The organism is Pseudomonas sp. FBCC-B35, assembly GCF_059133755.1.
On record NZ_CP101439.1, the window covers coordinates 3,026,499 to 3,045,519 of the forward strand.

Consider the following 19,021-nt stretch of genomic DNA (forward strand, 5'->3'; position numbering starts at 1 on the left):
GCGCGTACCTGTGTTTTCTTGCCGTTTGGCGCTTGCTGCGCCAGTGCAAACTGTTACTGTAGCCCGATCAAAGCCCAATGCCTTTGGATCGGATGCCGACTTGATACGTCCCCTCCTTCTTACACTCAGCCTGGCCTTGAGCTTTCCCGCAGTCGCAACCGTGAGCGAAAGCCACGGTTACGCGCAGTTCGGCACGCTCAAGTACCCGGCCTCGTTCACCCATTTCGACTGGGTCAACCCGCAAGCCCCCAAAGGTGGCACGTTGCGGGCGATGGCCTTCGGTACGTTCGACACGCTCAACCCCTATACCTTCAAGGGTACGAGCCCGGTGAGCACGCCCAACTTTCAACAGTATGGGGTCAATGAACTCAACGAGACCCTCATGGTGGGTACCGGCCAGTACGACCCCTCGGGCGATGAGCCGACCTCCAGTTACGGGTTGATTGCCCGCTCGGTCGAATACAGCCAGGACCGCAGCTGGGTAGTGTTCAACCTGCGCCCGCAAGCCCGCTGGCACGATGGCAAGCCCATCACGTCGGCAGACGTGGCCTTCTCCTTCCGCACACTGCTCAAGGAAGGTCATCCGCTTTACCGGACCAACCTGCAGGAAGTGCAGCGGGTGGACATTCTCGGGCCGCTGCGTATTCGCTTCGTGTTCAAGCGAGCCGGCAACCCGTTGTTGATCCTGCGCCTTGGGGAAATGCCCGTCCTGCCCCAGCATTACTGGCGTACGCGCGACTTCAAGGCCACTACCTTCGAACCCCCGCTGGGCAGTGGGCCTTACCGGGTGACCCAGGTACAGCCAGGCCGGCGCCTGGTGTTCGAGCGCGTCAAAAACTACTGGGGCAAAGACCTGGCGGTGAATCGAGGCAAGTACAACTTCGACCGTGTCGAGTACGAGTTCTACCGCGACTCCACCGTTGCCTTCGAAGCCTTCAAGGCAGGTGAGTTCGACATCTACATCGAGCATCAGGCCAAGAACTGGGCCAACGGCTACACGTTCCCCGCCGTGGGACGCGGCGAGGTGATCAAGGCGCAGATCCCCCACCGCATCCCTACCCAGACCCAGGGCCTGTTCATGAACAGCCGTCGCGCCACCTTCAGCGATCCACGGGTGCGCCAGGCACTGGGCTTGATGTTCGATTTCGAGTGGACCAACCGTGCCCTGTTCAGCAGCGCCTACCGGCGCTCGACCAGTTATTACCCCAATAGCGAGTTCGCGGCCGCTGGCCTGCCCCAAGGCAAGGAATGGTTGTTGCTGGCCCCGTTTCGCGACCAGCTCGCGGCCAAGCTGTTCACTGAACCCTACCAGGTCAGCCGTACGGACGGGCGCGGGATTGACCGGCAGACGTTGCGCAAGGCCCTGGCTTTGCTGGCTGAGGCCGGGTGGACACTCAAGGGCCAGCGTCTGGTCGACAGCAAGGGCCAACCGCTGCGCATGGAAGTGCTACTGGTAAACCCCAACCTGGAACGCATCCTGCAGCCGTATGTCGAAAACCTCTCCAGCATCGGTGTAGACGCGCGCTTGCGAACCGTGGACCGCGCTCAGTACAAACAGCGACTGGACCAGTTTGACTTCGACATGATTCTGATGACCCTGAACCAGACCCTGAGCCCGGGCCTTGAGCAATGGCTGTACTTCCATTCAAGCCAGGCGGCCATCAAGGGCAGCAAGAACTACGCCGGGGTCGACGACCCCGTGGTCGATCACCTGCTAGACACCTTGCTGGCGGCGCGCACTCGCGATGATCAGGTCGCAGCGGCGCGAGCGCTGGACCGCGTGCTCTCATGGCAGCACTACATGATTCCCAACTGGTACCTCGACAATCACCGCCTGGCCTACCGCAATCGGTTCGGCTTCGTCACCACGCCGCCCTATACCCTCGGGCTGAACAGCTGGTGGATCAAGACTTCGGAGAAAGCCCAATGACGCCCACGCATTCCTTGCGCCGGCTGGCTGGCAGCCTGTTGCTGGCCTGCCTGAGCCTTCCCGCGCTGGCAGCGCCGCAGCACGCACTCACGCTGTACGACGAGCCGCCCAAGTACCCGGCGGATTTCAAGCACTTCGACTACGTGAACCCGGACGCCCCCAAGGGCGGCACCTTCCGCCAGTCCAGCTTTGGCGGGTTCGACAGCCTCAACCCCTTCATCAACAAAGGGGTATCTGCCGAAAACATCAGCATCATCTACGACACCTTGATGCGCCAGAGCCTGGACGAGCCTTTCACCGAGTACGGCCTGGTCGCTCGACAGATCGAGAAGGCGCCTGACAACAGCTGGGTGCGCTTCTACCTGCGCCCCGAGGCGCGGTTCCACGATGGCCATCCCATGCGTGCCGAAGACGTGGTGTTCACCTTCAATGCGCTGATGAAGGACGGTGCTCCCCTGTACCGCCAATACTATGCGGACGTGGCCGAGGTGGTCGCCGAAGACCCGCTCAAGGTCGTGTTCAAGTTCAAGCACAAGGGCAACCGTGAACTGCCGCTGATCCTCGGCCAGTTGCCCGTGCTGCCCAAGCACTGGTACGCCCAGCGCGACTTCAACCGCGGCAATCTGGAAATCCCACTGGGCAGCGGCCCGTACAAGGTGGCCGAGGTCAAGGCCGGGCGTTCGGTCCGTTATGAGCGGGTCAAGGACTACTGGGCCAAGGACTTGCCCATCAACCGTGGCTTCTACAATTTCGACGCCATGACCTTCGACGCCTACCGCGACACCACGGTCGCGTTGGAGGCACTGAAGGCGGGCGCCTTCGATTATGCGCTGGAAGTCAGCGCCAAGAACTGGGCCACGGCTTACAACGTGCCTGCTGTGCGCGACGGCCGCCTGATCAAGGAGGAGCTGCCCAATGGCAACCCCACAGGCATGCAGGGCTTCATCTTCAACATTCGCCGGCCGGTATTCCAGGATATCCGCGTGCGCAAGGCGCTGAGCCTGCTGCTGGACTATGAATGGACCAACAAGCAGCTGTTCAACGGCGCCTACACACGCACCGGCAGTTACTTCGAGAACTCCGAGATGGCGGCCCGCGGCCTACCCGGCCCTGGCGAACTTCAAATCCTCGAACCGGTGCGCAGCCAGGTGCCAGAACAGGTCTTCACCCAGGCCTTCCATAACCCGGTCAGCGACGGCAGCGGCATGATCCGGGAGCAGCAGCGCCAAGCCTACAAGTTGCTGCAGGAGGCGGGCTGGAAAATCGTCGACGACAAGATGGTCGACACCAACGGCCAGCCGGTCAGCATCGAGTTCCTGCTCGCCCAGACCGAGTTCGAACGCATTTTGCTGCCGTTCAAGCGCAACCTCGCGGACCTGGGTATCGAACTCAACATCCGCCGGGTCGATGTGTCCCAGTACATCACCCGCCTGCGCTCGCGCGATTACGACATGATCGTGGGCGGCTACCCCCAGTCCAACTCTCCTGGCAACGAACAGAGGGAATTCTGGTCCAGCGCGGCCGCCGACAACCCTGGGAGCCGCAATTTCATCGGCCTGCGTGACCCCGCCATCGACCAACTGGTCGATGGCCTGATCAACGCCGAGTCGCGTCAGAGCCTGATCGACCACTGCCGTGCCCTGGACCGGGTATTGCTGTGGGGCTACTACGTGATCCCGAACTGGCACATCAAGACCTGGCGCGTGGCCTATTGGAACCACATCGGTCACCCCAAGGTTTCGCCCAAGTACGACATCGGCATCGACACCTGGTGGATCAAGCCCGGCTCAACGCCCAAGGCAACCCAGGCCACTGCTGGCGAGGCCAACTGACATGCTGGCCTATATCCTGCGGCGACTGCTGCTGATCATCCCTACACTGTTCGGCATCCTGATCATCAACTTCATCATCGTCCAGGCCGCACCTGGCGGGCCGGTGGAACAGATGATCGCCAAGCTCGAAGGCTTCGAAGGCGCCACCAGCCGGATCGCAGGTGGCGGTGCCGAGGTGTCGGTGGCCGGCTCCAACTACCGGGGTGCACAGGGCCTGGACCCTGCGCTGGTGGCGGAGATCGAGCGCATGTACGGCTTCGACAAATCGCCGCCCGAACGCCTGTGGATCATGATCAAGAACTACGCCCAGCTGGATTTTGGCGACAGTTTCTTCCGTGACGCCAAGGTCATCGACCTGATTCTGGAGAAGATGCCCGTATCGATCTCACTGGGGCTGTGGAGCACGCTGATCATGTACCTGATCTCGATCCCCCTGGGGATCGCCAAGGCGGTTCGCCACGGCAGTCACTTCGATGTGTGGACCAGCTCGGCGATCATCGTGGGCTATGCCATCCCGGCGTTCCTGTTCGCCATCTTGCTGATCGTCCTGTTCGCCGGCGGCAGCTACTTCGACTGGTTCCCACTGCGCGGCCTGACCTCCAACAACTTCGATGAGCTGAGCACCACAGGCAAGGTCCTCGATTATTTCTGGCACCTGGTGTTGCCGATCACGGCCTTGGTGATCGGCAACTTCGCCACCATGACGCTGCTGACCAAGAACAGCTTCCTCGACGAGATCAACAAGCAGTACGTGGTCACCGCCAAGGCCAAGGGCCTGAGCCGGTCGCGGGTGCTGTATGGCCACGTGTTCCGTAATGCCATGCTGCTGGTGATCGCCGGCTTTCCTTCGGCCTTCATCGGCATCTTCTTCACAGGCTCGCTGCTGATCGAGGTGATCTTCAGCCTCGACGGGCTGGGCCTGATGAGTTTCGAAGCGGCCATCAACCGCGATTACCCGGTGGTCTTCGGCACCCTGTTCATCTTCACCCTCCTGGGGCTGGTGGTGAAACTGATCGGCGACCTGACCTACACCCTGGTCGATCCACGTATCGACTTTGCCAGCCGGGAGCACTGACATGGCCTTGTCCCCCCTGAACCGTCGTCGCTTCGAGCGTTTCAAGGCCAACCGCCGTGGCTGGTGGTCGCTGTGGCTGTTCCTGATCCTGTTCGGGTTGAGCCTGGGCGCCGAGCTCATCGCCAATGACAAGCCCATTGCCGTGCATTACGACGGCCAGTGGTACTTCCCTGCCTTCAAGCGCTACCCGGAAACCACCTTTGGCGGTGAGTTCCCGCTGGAAGCCAACTACAAAAGCCCCTACGTGCGTGACCTGCTGGCCAAGAAAGACAGCTTCGTGCTGTGGGCGCCCATACCCTTCAGCTACCAGAGCATCAACTACGACCTGCGCGTACCCGCCCCCGCCCCGCCCTCATCCGACAACTGGCTGGGCACCGATGATCAAGGGCGCGACGTGCTGGCACGGGTGATCTACGGGTTTCGCATTTCGGTACTGTTCGCCCTGACCCTGACCGTGCTCAGCTCGATCATCGGCGTGATCGCCGGTGCCTTGCAGGGTTTCTATGGTGGCTGGGTAGACCTGGCCGGGCAACGCTTCCTGGAAATCTGGTCCGGCCTGCCGGTGCTTTACCTGCTGATCATCCTGGCCAGCTTCGTGCAGCCCAATTTCTGGTGGTTGCTGGGCATCATGCTGTTGTTTTCCTGGATGAGCCTGGTGGACGTGGTCCGCGCCGAATTCCTGCGCGGACGCAACCTTGAGTACGTGCGCGCCGCGCGCGCTCTGGGCATGCGCAACGGCGCGATCATGTACCGGCATATCCTGCCCAATGCCATGATCTCGACCATGACGTTCATGCCGTTCATTCTCACCGGCGCGATCGGCACGCTGACCGCGTTGGACTTCCTCGGCTTCGGCCTGCCTCCGGGGGCCCCGTCGCTCGGTGAGTTGGTTGCGCAGGGCAAATCCAACCTGCAGGCGCCGTGGCTTGGCATCAGCGCATTTGCCGTGCTGGCCGTGATGCTGAGCCTGCTGGTATTCATCGGCGAGTCCGCCCGCGACGCCTTTGACCCGAGGAAGTGACATGAGCGAAGAAAACCTGATCGAAGTGCGCGACCTGGCCGTCGAATTCGTGAGTGGCGAGCACACCAATCGGGTGGTCGACGGCATCAGCTTCGACATCCGCAAGGGTGAAACGCTGGCGCTCGTCGGAGAAAGCGGTTCGGGCAAGTCGGTGACTGCCCACTCGATCCTGCGCTTGCTGCCCTATCCCCTGGCGCGTCATCCCAGTGGCACCATCCGCTACCAAGGCAAGGACTTGCTGCAGCAGAACGAAAAGAGCATGCAGCGCATTCGCGGCGACCGCATCGCAATGATTTTCCAGGAGCCGATGACCTCGCTCAATCCGCTGCACTGCATCGAAAAGCAGATCAACGAGATCCTGCTCATCCACAAGGGGCTGACCGGCAAGCAGGCCACCGCTCGCACCCTTGAGTTGCTGGAGATGGTGGGTATCCCAGAGCCGCGCAAGCGCCTCAAGGCGCTACCCCACGAGCTCTCGGGCGGCCAACGCCAACGTGTGATGATCGCCATGGCGTTGGCCAACGAGCCAGAACTGCTGATTGCAGATGAACCGACCACCGCGCTGGACGTGACCGTACAGCTCAAGGTGCTCGACCTGCTCAAGGCGCTGCAGGCGCGCCTGGGCATGGCCCTGTTGTTGATCAGCCACGACCTGAATTTGGTACGGCGAATCGCGCACCGGGTGTGCGTGATGCAGCAGGGGCATATCGTCGAACAAGCCGACTGCGCCACGCTGTTCGATGCCCCACAGCACCCGTATACGCAGATGCTGATCAACGCCGAGCCCAGCGGTTTGCCGGCTCACAACACACCCGGCTCGCCACTGCTGGCGGTGGACGACCTGAAAGTGTGGTTCCCGATCAAGAAAGGCTTGCTGCGCCGCACCGTCGACCACGTGAAAGCCGTGGACGGTATCAATTTCAGCCTGCCTCAGGGGCAGACCTTGGGCATTGTGGGCGAGTCGGGCTCAGGCAAGTCGACTCTGGGCCTGGCGATTCTGCGCTTGATTGGGAGCCAAGGCGGCATCCGCTTCCACGGCAAGGACCTGCAAGGGCTGAACCAGCAAGCCGTGCGTCCGCTGCGCCGGGAAATGCAGGTGGTATTCCAGGACCCGTTCGGCAGCCTCAGCCCCCGCATGAGCGTGGCCGAGATCGTGGGCGAAGGCCTGCGCATCCACCGTATCGGGACTGCCCAGGAACAGGAAGCAGCCATCATCGCAGCACTGCAGGAGGTCGGGCTGGACCCACAGACGCGCCATCGCTACCCCCATGAGTTCTCAGGCGGGCAGCGCCAGCGCATCGCGATCGCCAGGGCCCTGGTGCTCAAGCCGGCGCTGATCCTGCTGGACGAACCCACCTCCGCGCTGGACCGGACGGTGCAGCGCCAGGTGGTTGAGCTGCTGCGCAACCTGCAGCAAAAATACAACCTCACCTACTTGTTCATCAGTCACGACCTGGCGGTGGTCAAGGCCCTGAGCCATCAGCTGATGGTGATCAAGCAAGGTCATGTGGTCGAGCAAGGGGATGCTCAGGCCATCTTTCAGGACCCGCAGCACCCCTACACCCAGCAACTGCTGGAGGCGGCGTTCTTGCAGCCTGAGGGCCGCTGACACCCACGGCGCGTTAGTCATGTCCCGGCCCGACGCGCTCATCCACAGGGCGCATCGGGTTGACACGCTGTCAGGCGGCGGCGGGCGTTCTACACAGCCTCTGGCGGCGCCCGGTGACGGGCATCAGTTGCAGGATCGCCCACACTACCTCCATCACCAAGATGCCCCAGATCAGCGCCGAGCCGCCGTGCATCAGCGCATACAGCTGCCAGCTACTGAACAGCACGCGACCGGCCGCATCATAACGACCGAACCGCACATGAGGATGACGTATGCGCAGCCACGCCCACACGCAGACGATCGAGCCCATGAGGTTGGCCATCAACATGTGCATCGGCTCGAACACCGGCAGTTCACCGTGAAGCCCCAGGGAGGCGTGCATATCACCCAGCCAGCCGTGCAACCAGACAAATGTCCATGGGGTCGCGAAACCAATGGTCATCAGCAAATCGTAATAACCACTGATACGCACCAGCTTGCGGTAATGGGGCTTGCTCCACATCGTCGAACACCTTGCTCAAGTAAAGAAGGCCCCAGGCTAAAGCCTGGAGTATGCTCCAGGGTCAAGCACCCTTAGAAGGAGATTGCCGTGCGAATTGGTCGACTTGCCGCCTGCTGCGAGGTCAGCCGCGATACCCTGCGGTTCTATGAAGCCAAGGGTTTGATCAAGGCCCAGCGCTCGGCCAACGGTTACCGGGACTATGCCGATGACACCGTACAGCTGGTCGCCTTCATCCGTACGGCGCAGCACCTTGGGTTCAGCCTCAGCGAAATTGGCAGTAACGTGCAGCAGTTGTGGAGCGCAACCGAGCCGGCACAAGCCGTTGAAGCACTGTTGCGCGATAAACTGGCGCTCATCGAGCAGCGCATGGCCGACCTGCAGGCACTGCGTGCATCCTTGCTGCACCGCCTGGACCTGGCCTGCCCCCTGCGCCCGAACCTACAGGATGCTAACGCAGGTCCTTGCTGACCCGCTCGACAGCGCCGACCACACGCTTGGCACCTTCCTGGATACTGCTGATCACATGCCCCGCATGGTCAGCCAGCTGCAGGCCGTTGGCAGCCTCAGCACGGCTGCTTTGCACTTCGCCCACGGCCTGGGTCACCAACGCCTGATTTCGTGCCACCACCGCGTCGATTTCCGCCGTGGCTGCGCTGGTGCGACCGGCCAGTTTGCGTACTTCGTCAGCGACCACAGCAAAGCCACGCCCCTGATCACCTGCTCGCGCCGCCTCGATGGCCGCATTGAGCGCCAGCAGATTGGTTTGCGATGCAATGGCGCCAATGGTCTGGACGATGGCGCTGATCACCGTCGATTGCTGGCCGAGCGCGCTGATGGTATCGCCAGCCGACTGCAGTTGACGCGCGACCCCCTGCATGGACTGCCCCACTTCCTGCATGACCACGACCCCTTCACTGGCGCTGCCATCGGTTTGCAGCGACACTTCAAGCGCCACCTGCGCTGCTTGCTTGACTGCCTCTTCACGCTGCACCTGGTCGGTCACCAAGGAAGCGAACTTGACCACCCTCACCAGCTTGCCGCTGGCATCGCTGACCGGGTTATAGCTGGCCTCGAGCCAGACCTCATGCCCGTGGCGGTCCAGGCGCTTGAAACGCCCGGTCACGTAGCGACCTGCGTTGAGCGTGCGCCAAAAATTGCTATAGGCCTCGCCTTTGACCTCATCAGGGCTGCAGAACATGCGGTGATGGTGTCCCACCACTTCGTCCAGGCGGTAACCCAACGCCGTCAGGAAATTGGAGTTGGCGGACACCACCTTGCCCTCAAGGTCGAACTGGATGATGGCGCTGGAGCGCAACAGGGCCTCCAGCAGCGCCTGGCTTTCCTGCGCCGGAGCGGCCAGCCAGTTTCCGAGTGGCTGCCCTACCACCTCTTCGGGCGAAACGCCCAAGGCAGTGGCGAACGCCGAGCTGCATTCGAGGGCGCGACGTTGTGCATCAAGGCGCAGGAATGCGCCGCTTTCCAAGACGTCGAGGCGCTGGCGAAGCGCGGCCAGTTCGGTTTCGCGGGCGGCCAAGGTAGCTTTGAGTTGCCGATTGAACATAGGGGTCACCTGAGGGTGGGGTGCGTCAGCACCAGCGTCTTGTCACCACTTATGTGTGACAAATCAGTCAATACTTGTACATCCCCAAGGCACAGTCCAACGGAGTGCCTGGAGTCTGTTCGTCACGTCCCTGATGCCGTTTCGACTAGAAGATACGGTGGTCGTTCCTATAGAAGGGGTTAATAAGTGTGATTGAGCGAGGCCAGGACTCACCCTAGGATGCCATCATTAAGGCATCGTATTTCTTGTACAGGAAATTATCGGTGTACAGGGTCGATGCGCGGGCCGTTGCTCCACGGCGTAGCCGCACTGCTTGTGGGGTTGTCAGAAAAACTGAAGACAATCGTCTTTCTTCATCGCTCAGAACGGGCATTAATGGCGTCAGTCCCCTTCATGACCCGGTACGACCCCATGCCTACACACCTTCATGATGCTACCACCGCCCTTCGCCACATCGCAGAACGTGTGAGCCTGCCTGCGCCCTGTCTGGCACCCTCCCAGGCGCTTGCAATGCTTTGGGAGCATTACGGCCTGCGGGGTGACATACAGCCGCTTGGCAGTCAGCAGGATCTGAATGTGCTCATGGATACTGGCCAGGCCCAGTTCGTGCTCAAGGCGTGTCACGCCAGCTATGCCGAGCCCGAGTTGCATGCCCAGCATGCTGCGCTGGGCGTGCTGCGGGACCGGGGCTTGCCGGTGCCTTCGGTGCTTGCCGCAAAGGATGGCGATACCCTGCTGACACTGCCTATCGATGGGCAGGTGCTGAGGGTCCGGGTTTTGGAGTACTTGCAAGGACAACCCCTGACCCGATGCGGATGGCTTCCCGCCCCCGTGATGAGGGCGATGGGCACGCTCTGCGCGCAGGTCGACAGGGCCCTGGCCGATTTTGACCACGAGGGTCTAGAGCGAACGCTGCAGTGGGACCCCAGGCATGCCCCGGCATTGATTGACCGCCTGCTATCACAGGTAGACGACCCCAGGCAACGCGAACGGCTGAGCGAGGCAGCACGCGCCGCGGCCTTGCGCCTGTCCCCCTTGATGGAGCAATTGCCCATCCAGGCCGTGCACCTGGACATCACCGATGACAATACCGTCTGGGCTCGCGATGCGCAGCGCGAGTGGCAACTGCAGGGGCTCATCGATTTCGGCGACTTGGTTCGCACCTGGCGCGTTGCCGACCTGTCGGTGACCTGCGCAGCCCTGCTGCATCATGCCGAAGGCGACCCCTTCAGGGTGCTCGCCGCAGTCAGTGCCTATCAGGCGGTCAATCCGCTGACCGAGGCAGAACTACGCGCGTTGTGGCCCTTGGTGCTCAACCGTGCAATTGTGCTGGTGCTCAGTAGTGCTCAACAGCAGGCCATCGACCCTGGTAACCAGTACATCCGCGATAACGCCGCCCACGAATGGCAGATTTTCGAGACTGCGCAGGCGACACCGCTGGCACTGATGGAAGTCGCCATTTTGCAGGCAGCTGGCTTGGCGTCTTGTGTACCCAGCTTCGATGATTGCGCACCGCTGCTCCCTACCGTGGCTGGCCGCCCTGTCGCCCGCCTGGACTTGGGTGTACTGAGCGTGCACTGCGACGCCGGCAACTGGGAAGTGCCAGGGTTTGACCAGCGTCTGCTGGCAGCCCAGTCAGCGCCAGCGTGCACGTTGCATGGGCAGTATCGCCTGTCTCAGACGCACATCGATCGTAGCGAAGAACCGGCAACCTGTGCGTTGGGCGTGGAGTTGAAACTGGAACCGGGCACGGTCGTGCAGGCGCCGCAGGACGGCACATGGCGGTCGGTGGGTGAACAGAGCGGATATCTGCGCACCCCCTCATGGAACCTGTGGATCGATGGCTTGGCCCACGCCCCCGTCGACGGCCAACGGTTGCAAAAAGGTGATGCATTGGGCAAAAGCGGCGAGAGGCTCAGCGTTCAGCTGTGCCTGGACAGCAGCCTGGAACCGCCATTCTTCGCGGTGCCCTCCCAGGCGCCAGCATGGCTGGCCCTGTGCCCTTCCCCTGCGGGCTTACTGGGTGTGGACTGCAACGCCGACGCCCTGCCAGATCCCCACACGTTGCTGGCTCGGCGCGAGGCCAGTTTTGCCCGGTCGCAAAAGCACTATTATGCCGACCCACCACAGATCGAGCGTGGCTGGCGCAACTACCTGATCGATCTGCACGGTCGCTCGTACCTGGACATGCTCAACAACGTGGCCGTCCTGGGGCACGGTCATCCGCGCATGGCGGCCGAGTCGGCCCGGCAGTGGTCGCTGCTCAACACCAATTCGCGTTTTCACTACGCCGCCGTCACCGAATTTTCCGAACGCCTGCTGGCCCTGGCGCCCGACGGTTTCGACCGCGTGTTCATGGTCAACAGCGGTACCGAAGCCAATGACCTGGCTATCCGCCTGGCATGGGCCTACAGCGGTGGCCGCGACATGCTCAGCGTGCTGGAGGCCTACCATGGCTGGTCAGTGGCGACGGATGCAATCTCCACGTCCATCGCCGACAACCCGCAGGCCCTGGAAACTCGCCCCGCCTGGGTGCACCCGGTAGAAGCCCCCAACACGTTCCGCGGCCGTTTCCGAGGCGCGGACAGCGCCGCTGACTACCTGCGCGACGTCGATGCTCGCCTGGCCGAACTCGATACGAACGGGCGCCAGCTGGCCGGGATCATCTGCGAGCCTGTGTATGGCAATGCCGGCGGCATCGCTTTACCGCCGGGCTACCTGCAAGCGGCCTATGCCAAGGTGCGTGCACGCGGCGGGGTGTGCATCGCCGACGAAGTGCAGGTGGGCTATGGCCGTCTAGGAGAGCATTTCTGGGGTTTCGAAGAGCAAGGCGTGGTGCCGGATATCATCACCATGGCCAAGGGTATGGGCAATGGCCAGCCGCTGGGGGTAGTGATCACTCGTCGCGACATCGCCGAGGCGCTGGAGGCTGAGGGGTACTTCTTCTCCTCTGCCGGCGGTAGCCCGGTCAGTTGCCGCATTGGCATGGCGGTGCTGGATGTGTTGCAGCAGGAGGGCCTGTGGGACAATGCCCGCGAAACCGGGCGCTATTTCAAGGCCCAGCTTCAAGCGCTGGTCGACAAGCACCCATTGGCAGGCGCGGCGCATGGTTCGGGCTTTTATCTGGGGCTGGAACTGGTGCGCGACCGGGATACGCTGGAACCTGCGACCGAGGAAACCCGGGTGCTGTGTGATCGCTTGCGCGAGCTGGGGATTTTCATGCAGCCGACGGGCGATTACCTGAACATCCTGAAGATCAAACCGCCGATGTGCACCACGCGGGCGAGTGTGGATTATTTTGTCGACTGCATTGATCGGGTGCTGTCGCAGGGGGTGTGAGGTTTCAGTGTTCGAGCAGCATTATGAGACGACTGGTGTCGCTGCGCGACCCATAGCGGCCGGTCCGGCGCCCCGGGGAGGCCGCCCCCACACGGGCTGTATATAGGGGCGAGAGTGATGCACGACGAAAAGTTCTTAGGCTATGGTAACGAAACCAGTCATAGCAGACGCAGATACTTAAAAATCAAATAATAGCAATCAACAGCACTGAGATTCATACATCAGCCAAACTATCATCTTGCTGTTGCTGTTGCTGTTGCTGTTGCTGTTGCTGTTGCTGTTGCTGTTGCTGTTGCTGTTGCTGTTGCTGTTGCTGTTGCTGTTGATCTTGATCTTGATCTTGATCTTGATCTTGATCTTGATCTTGATCTTGATCTTGATCTTGATCTTCGCGACTTCAGAAGGCCGAACGCAGGTCTTGCGGAGGGAGGTGACAGGCATGGATGCCTGTCAAGCGCTGGGCCCCAGGATGGGGCCTACAGCGCGGTCCTCCCGGGAGCAAGACCGGAGTGAGGGAACCCCGAAGCGCAGCGTAGGGGCCGTATGAATGGAGCGCAGCGTTTTTTGGTTACTTTTTGTCGCGTTTGACAAAAAGTGACTCGCCGTAAGGGCGAAAAGGTGATTAAGCGTCGCCATCGCAAATGGACTATGCTCTCTATCAACACCCACACCAACCCAACCAAACTTCAAACTTCAAACTTCAAACTTCAAACTTCAAACTTCAAACTTCAAACTTCAAAGCGTGGGCGCATACAGCAAGTTGGTATTCATTGGCGCGGGTGGCGCACAGTCACCTTTCCGCCCTTACGGCGGCTCACTTTTTGTCTTGTCAAAAAGTAAGCAAAAACCGCCTGCTCCTATCATCCGGCCCCTACGCTACGCTCCGGGGTTCCCTCGCTCCGGGCTTGCTCCCGGGAGGACCGCGCTGCAGGCCCCATCCTGGGGCCCAGCGCTTGACAGGCATCCATGCCCGTCACCTCCCTCCGCAAGCCCTGCGCTCGGCCTCCTGAAGTCGCGATCTGTGTTGCCTGGACTACCGCGCGCTTAGAAGCAAAAGCCAAAGCCAAAGCCAAAGCAACGGCAACGGCAACGGCAACGGCAACGGCAACGGCAACGGCAACGGCAACGGCAACGGCAACGGCAACGGCAACGGCAACGGCAACGGCATCTTGGGCTAAAGCTCCAGCCCCATTTCAGGACGAATCTTATAGATGAACCCCGAAGACCCGTAAGGCGGTAGCAATCTCCCCGCCCCAGCATTACCCTCGACCCCCACCCCGCTCAGCATCAGGCACCCGCATGGCCTTCACCAGTGACTCCCTTACGATCTTCCTGGCCGTGCTGGAGGCCGGGTCCTTTTCCGCTGCAGCGCGCAAGCTAGGCCGGGTGCCATCCGCAATAAGCATGGCCATCGCGCAACTGGAGGCAGAACTGGACCTGCCGCTGTTCGACCGCACCACCCGCAAAGCCTTGCCCACCAGCGCAGCACTGGCGCTGGAGCCGCAAGCCAGGCAAGTGATCTGCCAGCTGAACCTGCTCGATGCCCAGGCCCTGCAACTGCACCAAGGCTTGGAAAAGCGCCTGACCCTCGCCATGGCACCCGAACTGCAAACCGGGCCCTGGAGCCAACCCCTACACGCCTTGGCGCAGGCCTTTCCCGGCCTGGAAGTGGAGGTGCGCTCGGCCAGCCAGCGCGAGGCCATCCGCTTGCTGCACGACGGCACCGTGCAACTGGCACTGGTCTTCGAACGCCCGGGTATCGATGAGCGCGAGTCGTTTCTCGAAGCCGGCAGTCAGCTACTGGTGGCCGTCGCCTCCCCGCGTCACCCTGCCGGCGTGCAGGGTGCCATGCCCCTGCCCGAAGAAGCCTTCGCCGAACAGCGGCAGATCATCGTCGCCTCCGGCAACCCCACCGGCTCTGACCCGCGCATGGTGCTGTCCCGACGCATCTGGCTGACCGACAGCTACCTGGCCACACTGGACCTGGTGCAATCAGGCCTTGGCTGGGCTTATTTGCCACAGCCCCTGGTAGAGCCGCTCATCGCGTCAGGCGCACTGGCAGAGGTGCGCATGGACAATATGGCCAGCCGCCTGCGCCTGTGGGTGGACATCATCTGGATCAAATCCAGACCCTTGGGCCTGGGCGCACGGCACTACCTGGACAGCGTCCGCACGCTGTTCGAGAAGGACCCGCCCAGAGCCTGAGCCAGGCCAGTCACTGCACCGGGGCGAGCAACCGGTACCCTACCCCTGCCTCGGTGGCAATGAAGCGCGGCGCCATTGGGTCGTCGCCAAGCTTTTGCCGCAGGTGCCCGACCACGATGCGCAAATAATGCGTGTCACCCACATGGGTTGGCCCCCAGATGTCCTTGAGCAGTTGCTGCTGAGTGATGACGCGCCCCGGATGGCTTGCAAGCTGCGCCAACAGTGCATATTCCTTGCGGGTCAAGGTCACTTCGGCGTCATCCAGGGTCACGCGTCGCAAGGCAAGATCGACGGTCAGCGGCCCAATGCTGAGGCAGGCTGGGGCACCGCCCGTCTGCGGTATCTGCCTGAGCAGCGCACGAATACGTGCGAGAAACTCCTGAATGCCAAACGGCTTGGTCACATAGTCGTTGGCGCCGCTGTCCAAGGCGTCGACCTTCTGCGCTTCGCTGGCGCGTACCGACAAGACCACCACCGGCACCGTGCTCCACTGGCGCAGTTCGCGCAGCACCTGCTGCCCGTCCATGTCCGGCAGGCCCAGGTCCAGGACCACCAGGTCAGGCTTACCCAAGGCCGCCTGCGCCAGCCCCTGGGTGCCGTTCTCCGCTTCTAGGACTTTATAACCCTGGGAAGCCAGGCTGATGCGCAGGAATTTGCGGATCTGGGGCTCATCATCGATGACCAGCAAAGTGGCGGTCTGGCTCATGGCAGGTCGCTTCCGGTATCCGGTTGGGTAGGCAGCGGCAAGCATAAAGTCATGCAGGTGCCAACGCCATCGATGCCCTCGCCAACCCTGACCTGACCGCCATGTGCCCCGATCATCCCCTGGCAGATCGCCAAGCCCAGGCCGGTGCCCTGACCACCGCGATCACCGCGGGCAGCGGTGTAGAACATGTCGAAGACCTTGTCCCGATCTGCCAGGGCAATGCCAGGGCCTTCATCGCTGACGGCGATGTGCAGTTGCTGGTCGCGCGCCGTCACCTCGACGCGCAGCCGCCCCTGAGCAGGCGAAAACCGCGCGGCATTCTCGAGCACGTTGACCAGGGCCTGCTCGATCAACGCGGCATGCACGAACAGCAGCGGCAAGTTGGCCGGCACCTGAGTTTCCAGGTTCAGGGGTGCCAGCACGGCGCGCAGTCGATGCAACGCGCTGCCCACGATGTCGGCAGGCGCTACCCAGTCCCGTGCCAGCTTGAGACTGCCGTGCCCCAGGCGGGTCATGTCCAGCAGGTTCTGAATATAGCGGTCCAGCCGCTCGGCTTCGTCGCGGGTGCCTTCGAGCAGCTCACGCCGGTCCGACTCGGCAAGGGCCTCGCCCAACGCCAGCAAACTGTCGATGCTGCCGCGCATGGACGTCAGCGGCGTGCGCAAGTCGTGGGATACGGAGGCCAGCAACGCACTGCGCAGTTGTTCGGTCTCACCGTGCAGACGCGCCGCCTCCAACTGCTCGGACAACTGCGCCCGCGCCAGGGCCTGGGCCACAGGCTGCGCCAAGCCACGAAGCAATCGCCGGTCGGGGCCACTGAGTGCCTGGCCTGGGCGCTCAGACACACCCATCAAGGCCAGAGGCTGGCTGTCCACGGTCAAGGGCCACCACCACCAACGCCCTTCGGGCAGGGTGTCGCTGCTGCGCCCGGCCGCCTGGTCGTGCTGCCAGGCCCACTGGGCCGCGGCGCGCTCGTTATCGGTGAAAGCAATGGGACCGCCGCTGGCTATGTGCAGTTGGCCATGCTCGTCGCGCTGCAGGATGCAGACCTGCCAACCAAGCCGACCATCGAGGTGCTGGTGCGCAACCTCCAGCACCGCCTGACGGTCCGTGGCCCCGGTCAGGCGTCGAGACAGGTCCAACAACTGGATGGTTTGCGCCTGGGTTTCACGCAGGGCCTGCAACTGGCTGCGCTGGCGCGCGGCCAGGTTACCCGTGAGCGCGGCCATCAGCAGGAAGAACACCAGGGTCAGCACGTCCTCTTCGCGCTGGATACTCAGGGAAAAGTTGGGCGGAATGAACAGAAAATCGTACGCCAGGAATGAAAGCAGCGCACAGGCCAGGGCGGGGCCAAGGCTGGTGCGCACCGCCACCAGCAGGACCGCTGCCAGAAACACCAGGGAAATGTTGGGCAATGCCAGCACGCTGGCCACTGCCCAGGCCAGGCCCGCCGCCAGAGCGGTCGCTGCCAGCGCCAGCAGGTAATGTCGCCACACCCACGCATACCGGGCCGTTGGCTTGGGTGCCGAGCGCAGGACGTCGCGATCGAGCACATTGACCTCCAGACCCTGACTGGCCCGCAACAGCCGTGCAGCGACACCAGCGCCGAACAGGCGGCGGCGCCACCGGTCTCGGGACTGTCCGACCAGTACCACGCTGGCACGCCGCTCTCGGGCATGCTCGATCAGTGTACGGGCCACCTCCGCGGCGCGCAGCACGACCACGTCCCCACCCAGGCGCTCGGCCAGTTGCTGGGCGGCCTGTAACCGCTGGCGCCCGCTCTCGTCGCGCAGGCGACCGTTGTCCACGTGGACCAGGCTCCAGGGTAGGTGCCGGCGCTGCGCCACGCGGCTGGCATGACGCACCAAGCGCTCGGCCTGGTCATCGCCATCCACACCGACCAGCAAGCGCCCACGCAGCGCTGGCGCTGCAGCGCCGCCTTGGCGATAGCCCTGGGCCGCATCGGCATCGACCTGGGCGGCAGCGGCCTGCATGGCCAGTTCGCGCAGCGCGCTGAGGTTGCGCTGGGAAAAGAATGCGTCGATGGCCGCGCGCGCTTGCTCAGGCACATACACCTTGCCTTCGCGCAAGCGTTCGAGCAGGTCGCGCGGCGGCAAGTCCACCAGCAACAGGTCGAACGCTTCGTGCACCACCCAGTCCGGCACCGTTTCACGCACCAGGACACCGGTGATATCGCGCACCTTGTCGTTGAGGCTCTCCAGGTGCTGGACATTGACCGTGGTGTAGACGTCGATGCCGGCGGCCAGCAGTTCCTGCACATCCTGCCAGCGCTTGGCGTGGCGGCTGCCCGGTGCGTTGCTGTGGGCCAACTCGTCCACCAGCACCAGGCTGCCCGGGGTACCGAGCACCCCATCCAGGTCCATTTCGTGCAAGGTCACGCCCCGGTAACGGGTGCGTAGCATCGGTTGCTGGCGCAAGCCCGCCAACAGGGCCTCGGTTTCGGCACGGCCATGGGTTTCGACCACGCCTACCAGTACCGGGCGGCCCATGCGCTGCTGGGCATGGGCGTGGGTGAGCATGGCAAAGGTCTTGCCGACACCGGGCGCGGCGCCAAGAAACACCTTCAGCCGGCCTCGCCCTGGCTGGGGGAAATTCGCCAGCAGCGCATCGGCGCGGTCGGAGTCACTCATGGGATTTCCTTCACAGCAAGGGTCACAGGCCCTGGCCCGAACGGCTCGTCTTTTCCAGCGCCTGGTTAAGGGCCAGGACGTTGACCACCGCAGGGCCCACCAATGGGCGCAGCGTGGCGGCTTCGAGCAGACTCTGCAAGCGTTCGACGGGTAGATGCCGGGCGGCAGCTACCCGTGGCAATTGATACGCCACGGCCTGCGGCGGCAGGTGGGGGTCCAGCCCACTGCCCGAGGTCGTGACCAAGGCCAAGGGGACCGGCCCCTGCCCTGGCCGGTACAACGCACCCGCCTGTGCCTGGACACGCTGCATCAACGCGGGATTGCCAGGGGCAAGGTTGCTCGCGCTGCTGGCCACGGTCGCGAAATCACCTGCCGAAGGACGGGAATGAAACCAACCGTCACCCTCGAAGCGCTGGGCGATCAAGGCAGAGCCGCGCACACGCCCCTGCTCGTCTTGCACCAGGCTGCCATTGGCCTGGTAGGGGAACGCCACCTGGGCAATACCCGTGACTGCCAAGGGGTACAGCGCACCTGTCAGAAAGGTCATCGACAGGAGCAGACTCAGGGCCGGGCGTAGGTATGCAGTCATG

General features: G+C 62.8%; 14 protein-coding genes and 1 pseudogene. 8 read left to right on the plus strand and 7 right to left on the minus strand.

Annotated features, from left to right (window positions below; all coding sequences use genetic code 11):
• The first annotated feature begins 100 nt into the window (after positions 1-100).
• The 5 genes from NMB38_RS13835 to NMB38_RS13855 are packed head-to-tail and all read left to right on the plus strand — an operon-like array spanning position 101 to position 7,467.
• Entirely contained in the window at positions 101-1,930 is a 1,830-nt protein-coding gene (locus tag NMB38_RS13835) for an extracellular solute-binding protein (protein ID WP_104926366.1), read from the plus strand.
• Complete coding sequence (locus NMB38_RS13840; RefSeq protein ID WP_027916263.1) at positions 1,927-3,762, plus strand: extracellular solute-binding protein; 1,836 nt, start codon at positions 1,927-1,929, stop codon at positions 3,760-3,762. Before NMB38_RS13835 ends, NMB38_RS13840 begins: the two co-directional genes overlap by 4 nt.
• A 1-nt stretch (position 3,763) precedes the next feature.
• The gene (locus NMB38_RS13845; RefSeq protein ID WP_028686579.1) at positions 3,764-4,837 is read left to right on the plus strand and encodes a microcin C ABC transporter permease YejB; all 1,074 of its coding nucleotides are present in this window, start codon (positions 3,764-3,766) and stop codon (positions 4,835-4,837) included.
• A gap of 1 nt (position 4,838) precedes the next feature.
• Positions 4,839-5,858, plus strand: a complete 1,020-nt coding sequence (locus NMB38_RS13850; protein WP_023534824.1) for an ABC transporter permease — start codon at positions 4,839-4,841, stop codon at positions 5,856-5,858.
• A 1-nt stretch (position 5,859) separates the two neighbouring features.
• Positions 5,860-7,467, plus strand: coding sequence for an ABC transporter ATP-binding protein (locus tag NMB38_RS13855; RefSeq protein WP_104926367.1), 1,608 nt, complete (start codon positions 5,860-5,862; stop codon positions 7,465-7,467).
• Between the two features lie 70 nt (positions 7,468-7,537).
• Here the strand turns inward: NMB38_RS13855 and NMB38_RS13860 are convergent, their stop codons facing one another.
• Positions 7,538-7,969: a hypothetical protein gene (locus NMB38_RS13860; protein WP_104926368.1), complete on the minus strand. Its 432-nt coding sequence runs from the start codon at positions 7,967-7,969 to the stop codon at positions 7,538-7,540.
• Positions 7,970-8,056: 87 nt separating this feature from the next.
• On the opposite strand from NMB38_RS13860, the gene NMB38_RS13865 reads away from it, so the two are divergent.
• Positions 8,057-8,437, plus strand: a complete 381-nt coding sequence (locus tag NMB38_RS13865; protein WP_027916267.1) for a MerR family DNA-binding protein — start codon at positions 8,057-8,059, stop codon at positions 8,435-8,437.
• Here the strand turns inward: NMB38_RS13865 and NMB38_RS13870 are convergent.
• The gene (locus NMB38_RS13870; protein ID WP_371259686.1) at positions 8,418-8,867 is read right to left on the minus strand and encodes a methyl-accepting chemotaxis protein; all 450 of its coding nucleotides are present in this window, start codon (positions 8,865-8,867) and stop codon (positions 8,418-8,420) included. The genes NMB38_RS13865 and NMB38_RS13870 overlap by 20 nt on opposite strands.
• Positions 8,868-9,002: 135 nt before the next feature.
• Positions 9,003-9,530, minus strand: a pseudogene (locus NMB38_RS13875) (PAS domain-containing protein); the annotation flags it as partial.
• Positions 9,531-9,941: 411 nt separating this feature from the next.
• On the opposite strand from NMB38_RS13875, the gene NMB38_RS13880 reads away from it, so the two are divergent.
• Positions 9,942-12,869 (plus strand): aminotransferase, encoded by a 2,928-nt coding sequence (locus tag NMB38_RS13880; protein ID WP_059184148.1) that lies wholly within the window; start codon positions 9,942-9,944, stop codon positions 12,867-12,869.
• A gap of 198 nt (positions 12,870-13,067) precedes the next feature.
• Here the strand turns inward: NMB38_RS13880 and NMB38_RS13885 are convergent, their stop codons facing one another.
• The gene (locus NMB38_RS13885; RefSeq protein WP_494354808.1) at positions 13,068-13,310 is read right to left on the minus strand and encodes a hypothetical protein; all 243 of its coding nucleotides are present in this window, start codon (positions 13,308-13,310) and stop codon (positions 13,068-13,070) included.
• A gap of 858 nt (positions 13,311-14,168) precedes the next feature.
• Here NMB38_RS13885 and NMB38_RS13890 point away from each other — a divergent pair.
• Positions 14,169-15,074, plus strand: coding sequence for a LysR family transcriptional regulator (locus NMB38_RS13890; RefSeq protein ID WP_027916270.1), 906 nt, complete (start codon positions 14,169-14,171; stop codon positions 15,072-15,074).
• A gap of 10 nt (positions 15,075-15,084) precedes the next feature.
• Here the strand turns inward: NMB38_RS13890 and NMB38_RS13895 are convergent, their stop codons facing one another.
• Genes NMB38_RS13895 through kdpC form a run of 3 tightly spaced genes read right to left on the minus strand, consistent with a single transcriptional unit; the run spans position 15,085 to position 19,020 of the window.
• Complete coding sequence (locus tag NMB38_RS13895; protein ID WP_027916271.1) at positions 15,085-15,780, minus strand: response regulator; 696 nt, start codon at positions 15,778-15,780, stop codon at positions 15,085-15,087.
• Positions 15,777-18,431 carry a DUF4118 domain-containing protein gene (locus NMB38_RS13900; protein WP_197873668.1) on the minus strand — a complete coding sequence of 885 codons (2,655 nt, stop codon included), beginning with the start codon at positions 18,429-18,431 and terminating at the stop codon, positions 15,777-15,779. The genes NMB38_RS13895 and NMB38_RS13900 overlap by 4 nt, the downstream gene beginning before the upstream one ends.
• 22 nt (positions 18,432-18,453) lie before the next feature.
• The gene (kdpC, locus tag NMB38_RS13905; RefSeq protein ID WP_027916273.1) at positions 18,454-19,020 is read right to left on the minus strand and encodes a potassium-transporting ATPase subunit KdpC; all 567 of its coding nucleotides are present in this window, start codon (positions 19,018-19,020) and stop codon (positions 18,454-18,456) included.
• Between the last annotated feature and the right edge of the window lies 1 nt (position 19,021).